This window comes from Microvirga sp. M2, assembly GCF_047497095.1.
Lineage (GTDB): Bacteria > Pseudomonadota > Alphaproteobacteria > Rhizobiales > Beijerinckiaceae > Microvirga.
Map to the genome: position 1 here is coordinate 230,170 of NZ_CP134064.1, position 19,526 is coordinate 249,695.

Sequence of the window (19,526 nt, forward strand, 5' to 3'; positions counted from 1 at the left end):
CGGAGGGCACGGTTGCGCCCTTCGTGGCCGGAACGCGCGTGAACCTATTCAGCGGCCATTGGCTGCTCGGCCTCGGCGCCGATCAGTTGACCGAGGCGCTTGCGAAAGCGCAGCGGCCCCGCATCGATCTGGAGATCGAGGTTAGGCGTCCGTTTATTCGCCATGCCTTCGTGGACGGCCGTCAGGACGACCCGATCCTCTTCGAAGGCGCCGCGCACCGACTTGGCGAATTCGTGCGACGTTTCCTCGTTGTCTGCATCGAAATTGCGCATCTGGAACCAGAAGTATCGCGTTCTGTTTTCATCGACGGGCGTCATGAAGTTGTACGAGTCCATCAGGAACACGTCTTCATGCAGCGGCCCGTCGGGGCCACCCGTGCCTGCGGGCGTGAAGATTGCCTTGATGATGGCATGGCTCGGGTATCTGACCTCGTAATGCTGTTTGCGGTCGCTGTTCCCTCTGAACTTCACGAATTTGGCGTAGAAGGGGGCGACCTCCACGTCCATCATCCAGCGCGAAACGATGACGCCGTCGCTGGTCACTTCTGTCTGGAGCGGCGCCTCCTCGCAGGCGGAGCTTCCGAACGACGATTGATGAACCCAGGCGACATGGGACGGGTCCAGGAGATTGTCGGTCATGTAGAGATAATTGCAATCGATGACCATGGACTCGCCACGGTTGACGCCCCAGGCCGGATCCCCCCAATGCTCGACCTGGAAGATCGTCGCCGGATCGGCGAGCTCCGGCCGTCCCATCCAGACCCAGAGCAATCCGTAGCGCTCCACGATGGGGTAGCTGCGGACCCGGGCGATGTGGGGGACACGCTCCGCGCCCGGCACGCGTGTGCAGGTGCCGGTGCAATCGAAAGTCAGTCCGTGATAGCCGCATTCGACCTGATCGCCTTTCAGGCGCCCCATGGAGAGCGGGAGCTTCCGGTGAGGGCAGGCATCCTCGAGCGCGGCCGGCTCGCCATTCTCCTTGCGGTAGAGGACAATCTTCTCGCCCAACATCTCGACCGGCTGCAACGAGCGGGTGACCTCATGGTCCCATGCTGCCACGTACCAAGAATTCCTAAGAAACATCGCGACGTCTTCCCTTTGGACTGAACCCTTGCTGCGTCACCGAGAATGAACGTGAGAGAACGCACCCACAACCGGGCGCCCGCTGAGATTGTTTTTAGAAAAGCTAAAGACTAGGATATTGACATGGTGCCGCCCGGCACTTCGATCCGGTGATGCGAATGGCCGAATTGCCCCCTCTTCGTGCGCTCCAGGCTTTCGAGGCCGTCGGTCGTTGCGGGAACATGACCAAGGCTTCCCGCGAGCTGAACGTTTCTCCCGGCGCCGTGAGCCAGCAGATCCGGCTTCTCGAAGAAAAACTTGGCCTGCAGCTTGTCGTCCGGAGCACAACCAGTCTGGTGCTGACCGACATCGGGAAGCGATACTACAGAACGATCACGAAGGGTTTCGAGGAGTTCCGCCGGGCGCAGGCGGAGATCGAGCGTGCCCGTTGGTCGAGCGGCCTGGTCATCAGTGCCCTGCCCTCGCTCGCCAGCAAGTGGCTCGCGACCCTTATTTTCGAATGGCAGCACAGCTGTCCGGACCTGAGCGTCCACCTGGAGGGAACTCACCTCGAACCGCGGCTGGAAGAGGATTGTACGGACTTCCGCATCACCTATGGCGATCGCGTGAGGAATTACGACAGCTCGGTCATGCTGTTCACCGACAGCGTCATTCCCGTCTGCAGCCCCAAGCTGCTGGAGTCCGGTCCTCCGCTGAAGACGCCCGCCGATCTCCTGGCCTATCCTCTTCTGAGCATCGATTGGCAACCTCAATTCCCGTCGCCTCCGACATGGCAGGATTGGCTGAAGCAGCTCGGCGTCGATTGTCACGGCCTGCGCCATTCATTCGTGTTTTCACTCTCCAGTGTTGCGATCGAGGCGGCCGTCGAGGGACGCGGCTTTACCCTGGGCCAATGTGCCATGGTGGCCGAGGATTTGCGCGCAGGCCGGCTCGCTGCGCCCTTCCCTCAGAAGCTTCGGCTATCATCTCCGTACTTCCTTGCGTGGAACGGTCCGGTCTTCAACAAGAGCGGTGCAAGGGAATTTCACCGCTGGATCGTCGGACGGGCACGGCGGCAGGAGTTGCTGAACGAACTCGTCGGACAACAGGTTCAATGAGGCTTCACCCGGATCGATAAGCGACCGAACCTCTTATTACGCCGTCTCGGTTCGTCGGCATGTCCGGCCTGCCGCTCAAGCCTCCCGCGGCAGGACACGGCTCGCCAGCTCGACCCGGTACGAGACCCCATAAGGAACCGCTTCATCGTCGAAATCGTAGGATGGGTTGTGAACCGGAGCGCTGTCGCCGTGGCCGACAAGGATGGAGGCACCGGGCGCCCGGCGCAGATGCGCCGCAATTCCTCATGGATGATCGGAGAGGCCGCTTCTGAGAAGGTCCGGATCCGATAAAGAATACCGGCACGAATCGCGCTGCTGAGGTATGGCCGGATGGTGGACGCTACCGCGAGGGCGGTTGCGGCGGAGCCGGGGCGCGGAAGTCCTCCAGCAGAGCCAGAAGTGCGTCCGGGCGAACCTTTACGGTCCCAGCAAACGGGTGATCGATCGCAGTGATGATCAGCAGTCCTGAGAAGATCAGAAACGACAGAATGGCTGTCATGATCACCTGAACGCGCAGGCTCTCGGTCCCGAAAAATAGCGTGAAGCCGATCGTCACGACCGCGCCACCGGACAGCACGAGCCAGAGCACGCGAGGAATGATGCCAGGAGCCAGGACGAGCCTGGTTCGACGGGTCTGGGTGACCATATCGAGCTGATGGAGGGCCTCCTCCAGCAAGGCGGCCCCGCGACTATCGCTGGGCGTGAACGTGAGCAGCGCCCTGTAGGCCGCACTCAGCGTCTCTGTCACGGCATGGCTGCCTTCCCCATGCTCCATGGCGGGCCAGTCTTCCGCAACGACCGTCGTGATATACCGGTCGAGGCTGGTGCGCAGTGCGATGCCGGGGTCGCCTCCGATCCCCTCTGCCAGACGGTACAGCGTAGCAACGGCGGCGGCCTCCTGGGCCACGATGTTCTCGGCGTCGCTGAACTTTTCCCACGCGCTGATCACGGCGAAGCCCAACATGACCGCATAGAGCACGCCGATGGTGGCAAACAGGAAACCGGCGACCTCATTGTTGCGACGCAATCGAGTCAAGTCGACGCGCCGACGCACGACGACCGGCCCGGCCATCGCGACAAGCGACATCATACCGACCAGCAGGATGCTGGACAGCCACACCGGCTGCGTGGCGAGGAGCGACAATAGCATGTCTGGCTGCCCTTCCGCGATCCAGTCTACGACCCGGCGACAGGAAAGGCTATCGTCAGCAGCCGAGAGCTATCGCCGGGTCGCTCGATGAGATGCCCGTCTCAATGTTAATGCACGATGCGCCCCTGCGCCATGGGACGGCACACCAGAGATCGGACGAGCCATGATCGTCCGGCATCCGTCATCGAGGAGTGTGGTCGTCAGGATGCCGCGAAGTGCCTGAGCGGATAACCGCCTGATAGGCAAGAAAGCATCCCAGGATCATCACAATGGAAAAAAGCGTTTGGCTCAGCATTTGCGGTACTCCTTTCGCGTGTCGGCTGGTGAATGGACGGCTCCATCGGCATCGTCGGATGGCGATATCGTCCGAAAGAACGTCATGGGCTCTCCTTGCGTGGTTCGGTGGTGCGCCCCTGCAGTTCGCGGAGTACGCGCAACGGCGTCAGGCTGCGCCATCCGCTCGGTGCCCACCACATGATCGACTGCCCGCCACCGAGGCCGATCGGCGCCGCACCTTCCGGCGACAGAACGGCAATCCTGCCCTCCCCGCCATCGACTTCGTCTCGATAGACGAGCGCCGCATACCGGCCACCCCAGGGAACGTCCTCCCGGAATTCCACATGCGAGTGCATTCTGGCGTCGAAGAGTGGAACGGCCCGCGACGTTGGCGCATCGTGCGAAAAAGCGGCCCCGGTTTTCGCATGGATGGTCTCGTTGAGAATTCATGTCCCCCGAGCACCGGCGACCCAAAGGTCCAGCCGGTCGTCGGGGCCTACCCGCCTGCTTTGAGGCAGCCCGCATGCGCCATGAAGCGAAGAGGTGTCACGAGCTTGAACATGATGCCCGCACCATAGCTCCATCGCCCGCGAAAGCAAGTCGTGCAGGCCCCGGGTCCCAAGAGGCCCGGGCTCTTCGGAAGAGGTCAGATTGGTCGCGAGCTTTAGCCGGATGCCTTTGTGGAGTAGGATGGCTGCTCCGAAAACCAACGACGGCGGTTACGCCCCCTTTTCGCCGGTACAAGAATGGGAGAAGCGACATGGCTGATGCGGAACGCTTTCTTTGTGAGGCCGTCGAACTTGCGCGCGAGAACGTGCGCAAGGGCGGCAGACCTTTCGGCGCCATCCTCGTCAAGGACGGCGCCGTCATCGCTACGGGTGTCAACGAGATCATCGCGACGCACGACCCGACCGCCCATGCGGAACTCCAGGCGATCCGCGCGGCGAGCCGGGTTCTTGGTGGCCCACGCCTCGACGGCTGCGTGGTCTATGCCAGCGGACAACCCTGCCCCATGTGCCTTGCCGCCATGCACCTGACAGGCATCCGCGAAGTAACCTTTGCTTATTCCAACGAGGACGGCGAACCTTATGGCCTATCGACGGCAGCCGTCTATGCCGAACTCGGGAAGCCGCCGTCGCAACAATCGCTCAAAATCGCCTATCTGCCCGTCCGCCCCGGCGGAGACGATCTCTACGCAATGTGGAGGGACGCGGCGTCCGCGGCCACCTCGTGAGTGCCGCGCCTGACCTTCCGGAAAGGAGCAAGGCGAGCCATCGGCAGCCGTCGCCAGACACCGAACGCAAAAGTGGGCCCGGTTTTCACGAACGTGGCCCTCCGGGTCCGCGAAAACGATGCTCTAGGAACCTGAAACGCCCGACAGCCACCACGCGCCCGCCGTCAATGTCGCGAGCGTCAACGGGAATCCGACGCGAAGATAGATCCCGAATCCCATCTCGACGCCTGCAGCGCGCGCCTTCTCGGCCACGATCAGGTTGGCCACCGAGCCGACCAGGGTGAGATTGCCCGCCAGCGTCGAGGCCATGGCGATCACCAGCCAGATCCTCTGCTGGTCGGGAAGCCCTTGAACGAAAGGCTTGAGCACGAGCACGGCGGGAACGTTGCTCACCAGGTTCGACAGAGCCGCCGTGACGCCGGTGAGAATCCAGGTGTCGGTCAGTCGCAGCCCATGTACCGCTTCGATCAGGTCGGGCGACAGCAGAGCCTTCTCCGCACCGGCCACCACGATGAAGAGCCCTGCGAACATGAGCAGCAAGGGCCCGTCGATCTCCCGGTAGACTTTTCCCGGCTTTACCTGCCGCGTCACGAGCAGCAGCGCTGCGCCGGAAATGGCTGCCTTGGCAACCGGCACGCCGGCGAAGAACGCGACCACCACCCCCACGGTGACAAGGATGGCCTTCAGCATCTGGGACTTATGGATCCGGCTAGGCCCGGCATCTGCGGCCAGCACCTTCGGGATTCGGAATTCGCTCCCGCACAGAAGCGTCACCAGAATGACGACAAGGATCAGGCCCACCGCCGCCACCGGCACGAGGGCAGCCGCAAAGGTTGCGTAGGAAATCTGGGAAATCACCCCGATGATCATGTTCTGAGGATTGCCCGTGATGGTCGCGACGCTGCCCACGTTCGAGCCCATTGCGACGGCCAGCAGGTACGGTACGGGCCTCAGTCCGAGACGCTTGGTCACATCCAGCACAAGAGGAGCCATCACCAGACACACCGCGTCGTTGACCAGGAAGGCCGAGAAAGCACCGGTGGTCAGCGTGACCACGGACAGCAGCACCAGCGGCGAATGAGCGTGGGTGACGGCCCAGCCATTCACCAGACGGAAGAATCCGGACAACCGCAGATGCGCCACGATGACCATCATTCCGAGCAGCAACGTGATCGTGTCGAGATTGACGGCGTGGTACGCCTCCTCGGGGGTAAGCGCGCCGGCTGCCAGCATCGATGCGGCACCAAGCAGAGCAATGCCGGCGCGGTCAAGGCGAAGCCCCGGAATTCGGCCGAGCGCGATACCGCCATAGGTCAGGACGAAGATGGCTGCGCTGGCCAGAATTCCAATTTCCATCATACGGCCCTGCCCGCGAGAGCCCTCGTGTCGAGGGAGGCCTGCTCCGCGACGCCAAACAGCTTCGCGAACAGCGAAGGCCCGCCCCCGTCAGGCAGTCGCGCCCCCACGAGCGGGTAGGCATGAAGAGAGAAGGGATAAGGCCCGCTGAGCATCCTCGGAGTATATCCGAACCGCTTGTAGAAATCCCGCGCGGAAATGAGCATGGTATCGCGCAGGGACATATGGCGTTGTCAGGGCCCCCTATCGGTCCGGGCAGCCCCCTCTACTCCACAGGGGGCTTAAGCCCACATGGATGCCTAGGGTGTGTCATGTTCCGAAAGCGCATCTATTGCCTGATTCAGCAGCCCTTCCACGGCGACAAGATCCTCCGCGCTGAATCGCTTTCCGATCTCATCGACCCACACGGCCTGCCGCAGCCGAATCTCGGCCAGAATTTCCTGCCCCTTCGGCAGGAGGTTCAGGAGCTTCGCCCGCTTGTGAAGCGGGTTCGGCTGATATTCTGCGAGGCCGCTCTCGACCAGAAGATCCGCCACCCGTTGCACGCCTTGCCGGCTCATGCCGAGGACACGAGCGACCTGCGCAACGGAAAGCGCTCCATGCGAAGCTGCTGCCAGAACCTGCCATCTCGCGCTGCTCTGCCCGAGAGGCTTGGTCAAGGCATCGCCTGCCGCGGTGAGATAGCCCGATAGCCGCAAAACGGCGAACGCCAGCTTGGCGAAGGCTTCACCTTCCGGTGTCCGGCGCGGCTTCCTCGTTGACAGCATATTGTCGCTTATCTATTGGTTCTGCATTGACAATATGTTGTCATATAGGGCGAATGGTTGCAAGCAGCGTCCCCTGGTTCGCAGGCATGGGAGGAAATGAGCGATGATGAAGACCTACAGGGGAAGTTGCCATTGTAAAGCGGTGACTTTCGAAGTCGACATCGACCTCGCAGGCGGAACGGGGCGCTGCAACTGCTCGATCTGCATGAAGACGCGGAATTGGAACGCCATCGTGAAGCCGGCTGCCTTCCGGCTCCGCTGCTGGCCGGAAGATGTCGCCGAATATTCGTTCGGAACGGGCGTCGGCAAGTACAAGTTCTGCAAGGTATGCGGGGTCCATTCCTTCAGCACCGGAAACATTCCGGAGATCGGTGGTGATTTCGTCTCCGTCCGGGTAAACTGCCTTGACGATGTGCCGGAAGATGAGCTTGCGGCAGCGCCCGTAAATTTCGCCGATGGGCGCAACGACAACTGGCGAGAATCCCCTAAGTTCACGTGCCATCTCTAAAAGGGTCCCGCATCGAGGGAAACGTGAAACCGCTTTGCCGCCCGAGCGACCCGAGTCGCATGATCGGCGAGGACCTGCAGGGCGAGCGGGAATCCTCAAACGACATCGCCCGTATCCGGTTTGGTGCGGCCCAAAAGCACCGCAAAGGGAGAAAGATCATGGAGAAAAGCGGAGCTCAGGAAGCAAAACCGCCGTCTGAGTTGATCAGTGAGCGCATCGAAGAACTGGGCGATTGGCGGGGCGAGATGCTTTCCCGGATCCGCGCGATCATGAAACAAGCCGAGCCCAGGGTCATCGAAGAGTGGAAATGGAGAGGAGTCCCCGTATGGTCGCATGCCGGGATCATCTGTACCGGCGAGACATACAAGAACGTCGTAAAGATGACCTTCGCCAAAGGCGCTTCGCTGGAGGACCCTTCGGGCCTCTTCAATTCCAGTCTCGAAGGCAACGTCAGACGCGCCATCGATTTTCACGAGGGTGACAACATCGATGAAGAGCCGTTGAAGGCACTCATTCGCGCCGCTGTCGCACTGAACACGTCCTCCACCGCCCAGAAGCGGGGACGCGCACCGCATTCTGGTGCACCGCATTCGAGAAGATCGTCCTAGCGCACCGTGCGGACCCGGCGGGCCGCGCGAGCGAAAAGGGGACCCGGTTTTCACGAACGTGGCCCTTCGGGTCCGCGCAAACGATGCGCTCTTTCCAGGAAGGGAGCATCTTCCCAGTGGGACCGGGTCCTGCTTTGGAGGACTTATGCTCAGGGGAGCACCGGCGTCCGGTGCTCCCCTTTCGCAACTTCGAGCAAGGCGGATCGGCAACCGCGAGCTATGCGGCGGCGGTCATCGGCGATGGACTCCGGACAGCCCCCTCGGTTGTCTCGCCGAAAACGAGCTCGCGATCTTCGTCGCCGATCTTGATCCGCGTCGGCAGCCCCATATCGCCCAACAGCCCGAGGAAAGGACGCGGCGGCAACTCCTCGACATTGGCCATCGTCTTAACGTCCCAGGGACCTTTGGCGATCAGGATGGCGGCAGCCACAGCCGGAACCCCGGCCGTGTAGGATATCGCCTGACTGCCGACTTCGAGATAGGCCTCCTTGTGATCCGCAACGTTGTAGATGAAGACCTCGTACTCTTTTCCGTCCTTCACTCCTCTTACCATGTCGCCGATACAGGTCTTCCCCGTGTATTCCGGCGCGAGCGACGACGGATCGGGCAGGACCGCCTTGACCACCTTCAACGGAACCACCTCCTGCCCTTCCGCAGTGCGGATCGGCTGTTCCGAGAGCAGGCCGAGATTCTTCAGCACGGTGAAGACATTGATGTAACGCTCTCCGAATCCCATCCAGAAGCGTATGTCCGGCACGTCCAGGTTTCTCGACAGCGAATGAATTTCGTCGTGCCCGGTCATGTAGGCCGTCCGGGTGCCGACGACCGGCAGATCCCAATCCTTCTGGATCTCGAACATCTTGTTCGACGTCCACTGCCGGTTCTGCCATGACCAGACCTGGCCCGTGAACTCGCGGAAGTTGATCTCCGGGTCGAAATTTGTGGCAAACCAGCGCCCGTGATCGCCCGCATTGATATCGACGATGTCGATCGAGTCGATCCGGTCGAAATATTCGTCCCGAGCGAGTGCCGCGTAGGCATTGACCACACCCGGATCGAACCCCGCACCGAGAATAGCGGTCACGCCGGCCGCCGCGCATTCCTCACGCCGCTTCCACTCGTAGTTATCGTACCACGGCGGCGTTTCACAGATCTTCAGCGGATCCTCATGGATCGCCGTATCGATATAGGCTGCTCCCGTGCCGATACAGGCCGAGAGCACGGACATGTTGATGAAGGCAGAGCCGACATTGATCACAATTTGGCTTCGCGTGCTTTCGATCAGCCTCTTCGTCGCCTCGACATCAAGCGCATCCAGAGAATGGGCCGCAAGAACTCCATCGACCTTCATGGTCTTTTTGTCGCGGACCGAATCGACAATTGCACGACACTTGGCAATGCTGCGCGATGCGATGTTGATGTCTCCGAGCACGTCGTTGTGCTGAGCGCATTTGTGGGCAACCACTTGGGCGACGCCACCGCCGCCAATGATCAGGATGTTCTTCCTCATTTTGCTGCGAATGCTCCTTCCTTGCAGGTTGAGGGGAAGCCTTATGAAAGGCTGGAGAGGTAATCGCCGAAGGAGAACTCTCGAATGACCCGCAGGCTGCCGTCGAGCTCGCGTACCACGATCGACGGCATCGCTACGCCATTGAACCAGTTCTTCTTCACCATTGTGTAGCCGGCCGCGTCCTGGATGGAGATCCGGTCGCCGACCTGAAGCTCCCGATCGAACGAGAACTCACCAAAAATATCGCCTGCAAGGCACGACTTGCCGCACACCATATACCGGTACGGTCCGGCATTCGGGGTAAGCTTCGCGCTCTGCCGGTAGATCAGCAGGTCGAGCATGTGCGCTTCGATGGAGCTGTCGACGACCGCAAGATTCTTGCCGTTGAAGAGGGTATCGAGAACCGTTACTTCGAGTGTCGTGCTGTTCGTGATCGCGGCCTCGCCGGGCTCCAGGTAGACTTGCACACCGTACTTTTCCGAGAAGCCCTTCAGGCGGCGGCAGAACTCATCGAGGGCGTAGTTTTCGCCCGTAAAGTGGATGCCGCCGCCGAGACTGACCCATTCGACCTGTTCCAGCAGCGAGCCGAACCTCTCCTCGACCTGGCCGAGAAGCCGGTCGAACAGGGCAAAGTCTCCGTTCTCGCAGTTGTTATGGATCATGAATCCATCGACACGGTCTACGATCGCCGCAACCTTCGACACGTCCCATTCTCCGAGACGACTGTGAGGACGGGCCGGATCGGCGAGGTCGAAATCCGACGAGCTAACCAGAGGATTGAGGCGTATCCCGCGGTCGAGCGCGATCGTTTTGTCCGCGAAACGCTCGAACTGACTGATCGAATTGAATATGATCGTGTTCGCATTCGCGACGACGTCATCGATTTCGTGATCGGCAAAGGCGACGCTATAGGCATGAGTTTCGCCACCGAACTTTTCACGGCCCAGCTTGACTTCGAACAGGGACGAAGAGGTCGTGCCGTCCATGTAGTCGCGCATGAGGTCGAATACGGACCATGTGGCGAAGCATTTGAGGGCGAGCAGAACTTTTGCGCCGGACCGTTCCCGAACATGCTGAATGATCCGCATGTTGCGAAGCAAGGCGCTCTTATCGATTTGGTAGTAGGGCGTTCCTATCATCAACGATGGCTCCAGCCCTCGAGCGACGTGACGCTCGAGGGAGATGATCGCGGGCAGCCGCGAGATCAAAATGGGATAGACCGGCCTGCACCGCCGGATTCAGGTCACTCGCGCGCCAAAGGGCTGCGCCATGAAGAATGAAGATGAAGCCATTCCTGCGCTTGACGCGCCTCATGAAGATGGCGGCAGGGAGTCGGCTTCAGTGAGATCAGGGTGCGCTTGCGAATGCGCTCTCAATCAGCGCTTTGGCGCTGTTACCCCGGCTCTTCCTCTCGGCACGAAACAGGCCGGCAACGGACAACGCGACAACACCGAAGTCACGGCCTGTCATTGCAGTATCGGTTGCCGCAATGCGCGTCAGATCGACGCGCTTGGCAAGGATTTCTTCCGTTTGGGTGGCATTCAGCAGAACTGAGTCCATCCTCAATTGGAAAAGGGCGTCGCGAGACATGGCGTCCTCCCCAACAAGCAGATGAAACCTGCATCAGGTGAAATCATGTCATATACGATTACACAAATTAATCAACATCATAATGTGCGCCGCAGTCGCGGCTTGCCTGCGCGATCGAGATGCCGACGCCGAGAACTCTCCCGCTGCCGACACCGACAGCCGGGCGATCGCTGCAAGCCGAAGCCGCTGGCTTACATCCCGCGCGCAAGCGACAAAGAATGATATCCCGATCCTGCGGAGATTGCGGCATCCCCCTTCAGGTTGAAGATCTGCCTGAAGGCGGAGACGTTGAAGAGACACGCGCGCAGCGCAGGATCGGGGCCTATGAGATCCCGCGGGCGATTGTAGCCCTTCGATAAGGCAAGCGACGACATTCGCATGGCTATCGGCAGCGGGATACGGGAGAGGATCGTGGCGCCGAAGGCACGGCCAGATCCCCGGCATCCGGCTCACCTGTCACTGATGCCTCAGGTACGCATCCCGGGAAACCCAGGCCGCAAAGCCGAGGACGCCCACACCGTAGATCGCAAGGAGCTCCATTGCCTCGATCACCAATGCACCGGGCGTTCCGAGCATCAGGCACACGCCACTGAACAGGGTGGCGGCATTGAGAGTTGCACGACGGCGTGTCATCGGAATTGTCCTCTTCGATCAAAACATCAATCGGCGTCGCAGGGTCAGCGGCCCTGGATCGATCCGTTTCCTGGTGTGTTGTCGGCAGCGGGGAAATGGCGTCGCGCTCTGCGGCCGGGTCCACCACTCCTGAAATATCCGCGTTGCCCCAATGCACCGAGATGGTCGTGCTCTGGCAAGAGGGCGACGGATCATCCACCTGCGCCATCAGGTCCCGCAGAATGGTGTCAGCGTCAGAGCCCCGAAGAACGGGCACCGCGATGGGAAGACCGGTCTTCGGGGACTAGTAGCCTGCGAGGAGGCACCCCGTGTGACGATATGGAAGGTAAAGCCGCGTCATCATGATCCTTACCGTAAATAGAAGTTCGGCAAAATCAAGCCAGGCGAGTTCTTCGCGGTGATGTCACGATAACTTTTGGTCAGGGCCTCTGCGGTAGGAACGGTAGCATGACCAGGTCTGTCAGCTACACGCGCCATCGGTTCCCGCCTCAGATCATCGCTCATGCCGTTTGGCTGTACTTCCGGTTCCCTCTGAGCCTGCGGCTCGTCGAGGAGATGCTGCTCGAACGCGGCATTGTCGTGTCCTATGAGACAATCCGTCGATGGGGTAGGAAGTTTGGACCAGAGTACGCGCGGCGCCTCCGTCGCAAGCCGCCACGCTCGAATGACGTTTGGCATCTGGACGAGGTGGTCATCAGTATCGCGGGTAAGAAGCACTGGCTCTGGCGCGCGGTCGATCAGGACGGCTATGTGCTTGACGAGGTCGTCCAGGGTTGCCGCAACACCAAGGCAGCCAAGCGCTTGCTGATCCGCCGGATGAAGAAGCAGGGCGTGGCGCCCAAGCGCATCATCACCGACGAGTTGCCTTCATACGGGGCCGCCAAGCGGCAGGTTATGCCAAGCGTTGAGCACCGATCCCACAAGGGCTTGAACAACAGAGCGGAGAACTCGCACGTGCCGCTGCGAAAGCGAGAGCGCATGATGCAGGGCTTTCGGTCTGCGGGAGGTCTGCAGCGGTTCACAACCATCTTTTCATCCGTCAGGAACCTGTCCGTACCACCTCGCTCACACCGGTCTGCTCTCGCCACCCACCTGCACCGCCTCCAGGAGGTGGCGGCATGGAAAGCTGCAACTGGTGTGCTTGCCTGAGATTCACAAGTTAGGGCCTATGACCGTCCCTTCAGGTTAACGTGACAGGCCCGTCCCTGGAACACGCTCTTCGCCAGATCCAACCCAATCGTGCTGACCTCGCCCATGGACGCCTCCCTCAAGTGGTGCTCTTCAACACCTCCACTGTGGCACACCGAGGCCCTCGGGGGGCGTCCACCTCATCAGAGCCAGGTTGGATCGTCGCCATTGTCTCCCGTTATGGACTCAGGCCGTTAGAGCGGTTTCCCGATTGAAGCTTTCGAGGATCCATTGCCGAACCGCTGTTACGGCTGGACGCCGCTCGTGGTCGCCGGCATCGATCAGGAAAAATGAGGCCGGCGCCCGGACACTCTCAGCGAACGGTCGAACAAGGATCCCAGATTCCAAGTAGCGTTGACAGGTCACGTTGTCTCCCATGGCGAGACCAAGGCCGCCGACGGCCGCCTCGATCATCGCCAGATGATTTCCGAGATAATGGCGTCCTCCGGTGAGGATGCTTCCCTGTGGAACCGTCGCCAGCCAGAGGTCCCACTCATGACCGTTCGCGGCACATAGCAGGGGTGAGTTGGCCACCTCACGGATGTCTCCACTTGCGAGAAGATCCGGCTGGCAGACCGGGAAAAGATCAGTGTCGGTCAGCCGCTCACTGCGTCGGCCAGGCCAGATTCCATCGCCATAGCGAATGCACAGATCGACATCGGAGGCGATGACCTCCTTCGGACTGTTTGAGGGACGCAGGTGTAACCGCAAGTCGGGGTACTGCTTCAACAGGCCGCCGACCGTCTTCACCAGCCACAGGCATGTCAGGGCAGGAGGCGCGCTTACCGTGACGTCGCCCCGGACGCTCGGTCGATCCAAGCTAATGACGGCTGTCGCCAGAAGGTCGAACCCGGAACTCAGGGGGGCCAGGAGTTGCTCTCCTGCCACCGTCAACTTGAAGCGGTTGCCCGCCCGCTCCAGGAGATCGGTGCCGACGAAAGCTTCCAGCGTCCGGATCTGGTGGCTGACTGCTCCATGCGTCACCCCGAGTTCCTCGGCGGCCCGGGAGATCGAGCGACGGCGGGCCGCCGCCTCGAAGGCCCGCAGAGCGTTGAGAGGGGGAAGCCGACGTGCTGCCATTGTTAGATTTTCTCACAGTTGAGCCGGAGACATTCTCGATTGCGTGAGCCCATCTGTCTAGAGCAAGGTCTGGGGCTCCTGACGGAGGCCCAGGTCGGCCGCTGGACGGATTTCAGAAATACTCAAAAGGGGAGCGGCTCGGTGAAGCGACTTCAACTACTCGGCATTGCGGCTCTGGGGCTTCTTGCGACCGCAGGCGGCGCCTTCGCACAGGCAAAGAAATGGGAGACCGTGAAGATCGCCACGGAAGGGGCATATGCTCCATGGAACTTCGCCGGCCCGAGCGGCAAGCTCGAAGGCTTCGAGATCGATCTCATCGGCGAGCTCTGCCCGCGGATGAAGGTGAAGTGCGAGATCGTGGCCCAGGACTGGGATGGCATCATCCCGGCGCTCAACGCCGGCAAGTACGATGCTATCATGGCCGGGATGCAGATCACCGATAAGCGGCTGGAAACCATCAATTTCTCGCGGCCGTACGCCCGCACCCCCGGTGCCTTCCTCGTTCCCAAGGACTCTCCCCTGGCAAAGGTGCCGAACGACAAGGTCTTCGATATCGGGGCGGATGCTGCGGCGGCCCAGAAGGCCGCTGACGAGATCAAGCCGCTTTTCAAGGACAAGGTCGTGGGCGTCCAGGGCTCGACGACACTGGCGACCATGATGGAGCGCCTGTTCCAGGGCGTGGAAATCCGCGAGTACAAGACCACGGAGCAGCATGATCTGGATCTGGCGGCTGGGCGCGTCGACGCCGTAGCCGCGGCCACGACGACCCTCGATACCACCTTGAGCAAGCCGGGTTTCGAGAACTTCGTCATCGCCGGTCCCGGCTTCACCGGTGGTTTCATGGGGCGGGGTGTTGCGGCAGGTTTGCGGAAAGCCGACCAGGACTTGAAAGTCATGTTCGACGAGGCGATCGCATCGGCCCTGGCCGACGGCACGATCTCGCGGCTGTCCCAGAAGTGGTTCAAGCGCGACCTCGCCGCAAAGTAATCAAGTATCAATGTTGTTGAAGGCAACCCGCTGGGTTGAGCCGGCGGGGCACGCTGCCTCTTTGCATGAGGACGAGACACAAGGGAGCAGACGCTCCACCGGTACTCGTCCCCTTCCCTCCTTCAAACCTGGAGTCGGACGATGTCCTTTCGCGTTCTCTCGGCACAAATCATGCACGAGTCGAATTCCTTCAGCGTTCGCCTGACGTCTCTGGACCGCTTCGCCGATGTGATCTTGCTCCACGGCGACGAGGCCCTGCGGGCGCTCGATGGGACGAATACCGAGGTCGCGGGTTTCCTGGATGTTGCACGCGAGAAGAGCTGGGAGCTGGTTCATGTCATCAGCGCCCACGCCAATCCGGCAGGCTGCGTTACCGAGGAGGCTTTCGAGGAGATCGTGAAAGTCGTCGAGGACGCCGCCCGCCGGGAGCGGGAACGGCTCGATGGGATCCTGCTCGCATTCCACGGCGCCATGGTCACGACCCATTCAGACGACGGCGAAGGGGAGATTCTCGAACGCCTCCGCGCAATCGTTGGCCGGGACATTCCGATCGCCGCGACCTTGGATCTGCATGCGAACGTTACCAGGCGCATGTGCGAACTGGCTGACATTCTCGTATCTTATAAGACCTATCCGCATGTCGACATGCGCGTGGCCGGCCGGCATGCGGGCGAGTTGTTGCACCGGACCATGGCCGGTGAAATCAAGCCGCATACTCTGTTCGTGCGTCCGCCCATGCTGGAGGACGCCAATGGCGGCCGCACTGATGTCGGGCCGCTTGTTGCCGTGATGGACCGGGCCCGGGCGTATGAGAGCGAGCCGAATGTCCTGGCGGTGAGCGTCAACGGCGCCTTTCCCTATGCCGATATTGATGAGATCGGTCCGACGATCACGGTGACTTATTCCGGAGATCCGGAATCTCACCGGTCGTTCGCCGAGGAGATGGCGAAGGCCATGTGGGACATGCGCCATGATCTCGTCAACCGCTTCCTGTCCCCTGAGGATGCGGTGGCTTCCGCGCGTGCGGGGGATGATCGGCCGGTGGTCATCGCGGATTATGCCGACAATCCCGGAGCTGGAGGGTACGGCGACGGCACGAACCTGCTTCGGGCCTTGATAGCGGCAGACGCAGACGCCTGCTTCTGCCCGATCGTGGACCCCGAGATTGCCTCGCAGCTGCAGACCAGGAAGCCCGGTGAAACGGTATCGATCCGTCTCGGCGGCAAGGTGAACGCATCCTTCGGCGGCGAGCCCCTTGACCTCACGGGCACGCTGCTGAGCGTATCCGACGGCAGCTACACCTGTGATGGACCGATGTATGCGGGTGTCCGCATGTCCTTTGGCCCCACGGCGGTGATCGAGGTCGGGCGCGTTCAGGTCGTGATCGTCACTGAGCCTCATCAGTGTCATGATCTGCAGCAATTCCTCACCTTTGGTATTGACCCTCGCGCCAAGGGGATCGTCGGTGTCAAATCCATGCAGCATTTCCGGGCCGCGTTCGAGCCGATCGCAAGTCGGGTTCTGGTGTGCGACAGCGGGGCGCTGGCCTCTCCGGATCTGAGGAAGTTCACCTTCACGCGCGTGCCGAGACCGATGTATCCGCTCGAACCCGACACCCCCTACAACCCAGAAGTCTTTATTCGTTCCCGATCCTCTGAAGAGCCTGTCATCGCGGAGAGTCGAGCATGACATAGCCCTCCCCTGCTTGGCTCGACGCCACTGCCGTCGAGGACCGTATGAAGCGCGTTGACGCTGTCGCGGCGATGCGCGACCTCTTTGAGGCGCACGGACAAGGCCTCGTGACCCAGCCGCCGCAGGCCCTCACCCTTCTGCCCGACAACCGGGGCGACTACATCACCTACTCGGGTGTTTTGCCGGAGGATGGGGTGCTCGGGGTCAAGGTTTCGCCCTATGTGGTCACCCCGTCTGGTGGCAAGGTCACGGCCACGACGATGCTGATGAGCCTTGAGACGGGACAGCCCTTGCTGTTCTGCGACTCCCTGGCGCTGACGACAGAGCGAACCGCCGCGACGACCGCTTTGGCAGTCGATCTCCTCGCCCGAGCTGATTCCGCCAATCTGGCAATCATCGGCAGCGGTCCTGTTGCCTTGGCTCACCTGCGTCACGTCCTGCCGCTTCGGTCGTGGAAGCGGGTCCGCATTCATTCACGCAATATCTTGGCCAAAAAGGAGACCCTCGAGGCACGCTTCGGCAATCTCCAACCTTTCCCTGAGATTACCGACGATTGCTCTCTCGCGGTGGCCGATTCCGATGTGGTGCTGCTTTGTACGTCCTCCGGCACCCCGGTTCTATCAACGGAGCATATCAGGCCCGGGATGCTTGTGACCTCGATCAGCACGAACGTCGCACGGGCACATGAAATTCCGCCAGAAGCCCTGACCCGAATGAATGTCTATTGCGACGACCGGTCGACGACTCCGCTCATCGCGGGTGAGATGGTGATGGCCTCTGAGCACGAATGGTCCCGCGACGACATCCGCGGTGATCTGGGTGAACTTGCCTGCGGCAAGGCGCTGGCCCCCTCCCCCGATCGGGCCAGTTTTTTCCGGTCCATGGGCCTTGGCATCGAAGACGTGAAGATGGCGCTCGAGATCCACCGCGTGAGCTCGCACGCTTCCTGAGCCGATGACACACCCGCATCGTGAAATCCGCGCCGATGTCATTGTGCTGGGGGCCGGCATCGTGGGCGTATCCGCCGCTCTGCATCTTCAGATGCGGGGGCGCGATGTCGTCCTGATTGACCGACGCGGCGCGGGCGAGGAAACGAGCCATGGCAATGCCGGGCTGATCGAACGGTCGAGCGTCATTCCCTACGGGGTCCCCCGCGATCTCAGGACCATTCTCCTCTACGCCCTGAACCGCTCCGCAGATGTCCGTTCCGACTGGCGCTTCCTGCCCCGGATCCTCCCTTGGCTCTGGCGATTCTGGCGCGAATCCGCACCCGGCCCATTGAAAATGGCAGCGAGCGACATGCTGCCTCTCATTGAGCGGTCAGTCGCAGAGCATGAGCGCCTTATGACAGAAGCCGGGCTCCTGGAGCAATTGCGCCGGACAGGCTGGATTGAGGCATTCCGCAGCGCAAAGTCATTCGACCAAGCAGCGAAGAATACTGCGGCTCTCGAGCCTTATGGGTTGCACTTCGATATCCTCGACAGCAAGGCCCTTCGTCAGCGAGAGCCTCACACGTCCGAGACCCTCATTGGCGGAATTCATTGGCGGGACCCGGCGACAATTCCTGACCCTGGCGGTCTCGTAAAAGGATACGCCGACCTGTTTCTGCGACGCGGCGGCCGTTTCGTTCACGGTGAGGCCCGCACGCTCCAGCAGGACGACACCGAATGGACGGTCCGCAGCGGGGATGGCCTGGTCCGCGCCCACGATGTGGTAATTGCTCTTGGGCCATGGTCCGACACGGTCCTACGTCTGCTCGGCTATCGCGTTCCGTTGGCCGTGAAGCGTGGGTACCATGTGCATTTCAGGGCTAAAGCCGGATCTCTCCTTCATCATCCTGTGGTTGACGTGGACGGAGGCTTTCTGCTTGCACCGATGACTCGCGGTATCCGCCTGACGACGGGAGTCGAGTTTGCCCACCGAGACTCCGCACCAACTCCCTTGCAGTTGGACCGAACGGAGCCCCTGGCACGCGAGATTTTCCCTCTTGAACGGCGGATCGATCCGCAGCCGTGGATGGGAGCCCGCCCTTGCCTGCCCGATATGCGCCCCGTCATTGGGGCTGCGCCAAGGCATCAAGGGCTGTGGTGCGCCTTTGGTCACAATCATCATGGCTTGACCCTGGGACCTGTTACGGGACGTTTGCTGGCCGAAATGATGACCGGCCGGGAGACTTTCACCGATCCAAAGCCGTACTCGATTGAGCGTTTCGTGTCCTGAGCTCTGCTGCTGCCTCTGATGAGGTGGACGCCCCCGATGGCCTCGGTGTGCCACAGTGGAGGTGTTGAAGAGCACCACTTGAGGGAGGTGTCCATGGGCGAGGTCAGCACGATTGGGTTGGATCTGGCGAAGAGCGTGATCCAAGGACACGGCGCCGATGCATCGGGAGCGGTCTTGTTCCGCAAGAAGCTGCGGCGGCACCAGGTGCTCACCTTCTTTGCCGGCCAACCGTCCGGTACGGTGGCGATGGAGGCCTGCGGCAGCGCTCAGCATCGGGCCCGCGGCATGTGAGCCGCAGTAGAGGCCGCACGCATGTCGGAGCCCTGACCACGCGCTGCATCAAACAAGATTTCTGTTGCGCCTCGCGGGACGTCCACACATGGCGCAAATCCGGAACAGGGGCGAGAAAGAAGCAGATGCCCTGTACTGCCGCTATGCGGCGAGCAGGTGAAACGGCACCGTCATCTTAACGCTTTTACTTGCCATTTTCGGCGTTTAGGTTCGATGCCGGTCACGCATTTTCAATAGCTTGGACATGCCGGGAAATT

Annotated in this window: 20 protein-coding genes and 1 pseudogene; 10 read left to right on the top strand and 11 right to left on the bottom strand. The window is 61.2% G+C overall.

All coding sequences use genetic code 11. The features are described 5' to 3' along the window. Nucleotides 1–44 precede the first annotated feature (44 nt). Entirely contained in the window at nt 45–1,082 is a 1,038-nt protein-coding gene (locus RE429_RS20840) for a Rieske 2Fe-2S domain-containing protein (RefSeq protein WP_414475269.1), read from the bottom strand. A gap of 158 nt (nt 1,083–1,240) precedes the next feature. Here RE429_RS20840 and RE429_RS20845 point away from each other — a divergent pair, with 158 nt between their 5' ends. Then, nucleotides 1,241–2,179 carry a LysR substrate-binding domain-containing protein gene (locus RE429_RS20845; RefSeq protein WP_414475270.1) on the top strand — a complete coding sequence of 313 codons (939 nt, stop codon included), beginning with the start codon at nt 1,241–1,243 and terminating at the stop codon, nt 2,177–2,179. 340 nt (nt 2,180–2,519) lie between these two features. Here RE429_RS20845 and RE429_RS20850 read toward each other — a convergent pair whose 3' ends face one another. Continuing rightward, nucleotides 2,520–3,329: a hypothetical protein gene (locus RE429_RS20850; RefSeq protein ID WP_414475271.1), complete on the bottom strand. Its 810-nt coding sequence runs from the start codon at nt 3,327–3,329 to the stop codon at nt 2,520–2,522. Between the two features lie 377 nt (nt 3,330–3,706). After that, the gene (locus RE429_RS20855) at nt 3,707–3,961 is read right to left on the bottom strand and encodes a hypothetical protein (RefSeq protein ID WP_414475272.1); all 255 of its coding nucleotides are present in this window, start codon (nt 3,959–3,961) and stop codon (nt 3,707–3,709) included. A 404-nt stretch (nt 3,962–4,365) separates the two neighbouring features. Here RE429_RS20855 and RE429_RS20860 point away from each other — a divergent pair, with 404 nt between their 5' ends. Further along, a complete protein-coding gene (locus RE429_RS20860) occupies nt 4,366–4,839 on the top strand; it encodes a nucleoside deaminase (RefSeq protein WP_414475273.1) in 474 nt (157 codons plus the stop codon). Nucleotides 4,840–4,962: 123 nt separating this feature from the next. Here RE429_RS20860 and RE429_RS20865 read toward each other — a convergent pair whose 3' ends face one another. The 3 genes from RE429_RS20865 to RE429_RS20875 form a co-directional block, all read right to left on the bottom strand. Next, complete coding sequence (locus tag RE429_RS20865; RefSeq protein ID WP_414475863.1) at nt 4,963–6,195, bottom strand: anion transporter; 1,233 nt, start codon at nt 6,193–6,195, stop codon at nt 4,963–4,965. Beyond that, nucleotides 6,195–6,419, bottom strand: a complete 225-nt coding sequence (locus RE429_RS20870; protein WP_414475274.1) for a hypothetical protein — start codon at nt 6,417–6,419, stop codon at nt 6,195–6,197. The genes RE429_RS20865 and RE429_RS20870 overlap by 1 nt, the downstream gene beginning before the upstream one ends. A gap of 75 nt (nt 6,420–6,494) precedes the next feature. Further along, complete coding sequence (locus RE429_RS20875; RefSeq protein WP_414475275.1) at nt 6,495–6,962, bottom strand: MarR family winged helix-turn-helix transcriptional regulator; 468 nt, start codon at nt 6,960–6,962, stop codon at nt 6,495–6,497. 103 nt (nt 6,963–7,065) lie between these two features. On the opposite strand from RE429_RS20875, the gene RE429_RS20880 reads away from it, so the two are divergent. Both RE429_RS20880 and RE429_RS20885 read left to right on the top strand, forming a co-directional pair. After that, a complete protein-coding gene (locus RE429_RS20880) occupies nt 7,066–7,470 on the top strand; it encodes a GFA family protein (RefSeq protein WP_414475276.1) in 405 nt (134 codons plus the stop codon). A gap of 158 nt (nt 7,471–7,628) precedes the next feature. Further along, a complete protein-coding gene (locus tag RE429_RS20885; RefSeq protein WP_414475864.1) occupies nt 7,629–8,078 on the top strand; it encodes a DUF1801 domain-containing protein in 450 nt (149 codons plus the stop codon). 217 nt (nt 8,079–8,295) lie between these two features. On the opposite strand, the gene RE429_RS20890 is transcribed toward RE429_RS20885, so the two are convergent. The 4 genes from RE429_RS20890 to RE429_RS20905 all read right to left on the bottom strand — a co-directional run bounded on the left by RE429_RS20890 (nt 8,296) and on the right by RE429_RS20905 (nt 11,811). Continuing rightward, nucleotides 8,296–9,588, bottom strand: coding sequence for a saccharopine dehydrogenase family protein (locus RE429_RS20890; RefSeq protein WP_414475277.1), 1,293 nt, complete (start codon nt 9,586–9,588; stop codon nt 8,296–8,298). 41 nt (nt 9,589–9,629) lie between these two features. Beyond that, nucleotides 9,630–10,727 carry a carboxynorspermidine decarboxylase gene (locus RE429_RS20895; RefSeq protein WP_414475866.1) on the bottom strand — a complete coding sequence of 366 codons (1,098 nt, stop codon included), beginning with the start codon at nt 10,725–10,727 and terminating at the stop codon, nt 9,630–9,632. A 208-nt stretch (nt 10,728–10,935) separates the two neighbouring features. Beyond that, nucleotides 10,936–11,178 carry a hypothetical protein gene (locus tag RE429_RS20900; protein WP_414475278.1) on the bottom strand — a complete coding sequence of 81 codons (243 nt, stop codon included), beginning with the start codon at nt 11,176–11,178 and terminating at the stop codon, nt 10,936–10,938. Nucleotides 11,179–11,634: 456 nt separating this feature from the next. Further along, nucleotides 11,635–11,811, bottom strand: a complete 177-nt coding sequence (locus tag RE429_RS20905; RefSeq protein WP_414475279.1) for a hypothetical protein — start codon at nt 11,809–11,811, stop codon at nt 11,635–11,637. A 447-nt stretch (nt 11,812–12,258) separates the two neighbouring features. On the opposite strand from RE429_RS20905, the gene RE429_RS20910 reads away from it, so the two are divergent. Then, the gene (locus RE429_RS20910) at nt 12,259–12,960 is read left to right on the top strand and encodes an IS6 family transposase (RefSeq protein WP_414475280.1); all 702 of its coding nucleotides are present in this window, start codon (nt 12,259–12,261) and stop codon (nt 12,958–12,960) included. Nucleotides 12,961–13,185: 225 nt separating this feature from the next. On the opposite strand, the gene RE429_RS20915 is transcribed toward RE429_RS20910, so the two are convergent. Beyond that, nucleotides 13,186–14,079, bottom strand: a complete 894-nt coding sequence (locus tag RE429_RS20915; protein WP_414475281.1) for a LysR substrate-binding domain-containing protein — start codon at nt 14,077–14,079, stop codon at nt 13,186–13,188. Nucleotides 14,080–14,220: 141 nt separating this feature from the next. Between RE429_RS20915 and RE429_RS20920 the strand changes: the two genes are divergently transcribed. The 5 genes and pseudogenes from RE429_RS20920 to RE429_RS20940 form a co-directional block, all read left to right on the top strand. After that, on the top strand, nt 14,221–15,066 hold the full coding sequence (locus RE429_RS20920) for a transporter substrate-binding domain-containing protein (RefSeq protein ID WP_414475282.1): 846 nt from the start codon (nt 14,221–14,223) through the stop codon (nt 15,064–15,066). A gap of 141 nt (nt 15,067–15,207) precedes the next feature. Beyond that, complete coding sequence (locus RE429_RS20925) at nt 15,208–16,755, top strand: M81 family metallopeptidase (RefSeq protein ID WP_414475283.1); 1,548 nt, start codon at nt 15,208–15,210, stop codon at nt 16,753–16,755. A 47-nt stretch (nt 16,756–16,802) separates the two neighbouring features. Next, nucleotides 16,803–17,708 carry an ornithine cyclodeaminase family protein gene (locus RE429_RS20930; RefSeq protein WP_414475284.1) on the top strand — a complete coding sequence of 302 codons (906 nt, stop codon included), beginning with the start codon at nt 16,803–16,805 and terminating at the stop codon, nt 17,706–17,708. 4 nt (nt 17,709–17,712) lie between these two features. Further along, complete coding sequence (locus RE429_RS20935) at nt 17,713–18,978, top strand: NAD(P)/FAD-dependent oxidoreductase (protein ID WP_414475285.1); 1,266 nt, start codon at nt 17,713–17,715, stop codon at nt 18,976–18,978. A gap of 93 nt (nt 18,979–19,071) precedes the next feature. After that, nucleotides 19,072–19,260: pseudogene (locus RE429_RS20940) on the top strand (IS110 family transposase); the annotation flags it as partial. Nucleotides 19,261–19,526 lie beyond the last annotated feature (266 nt).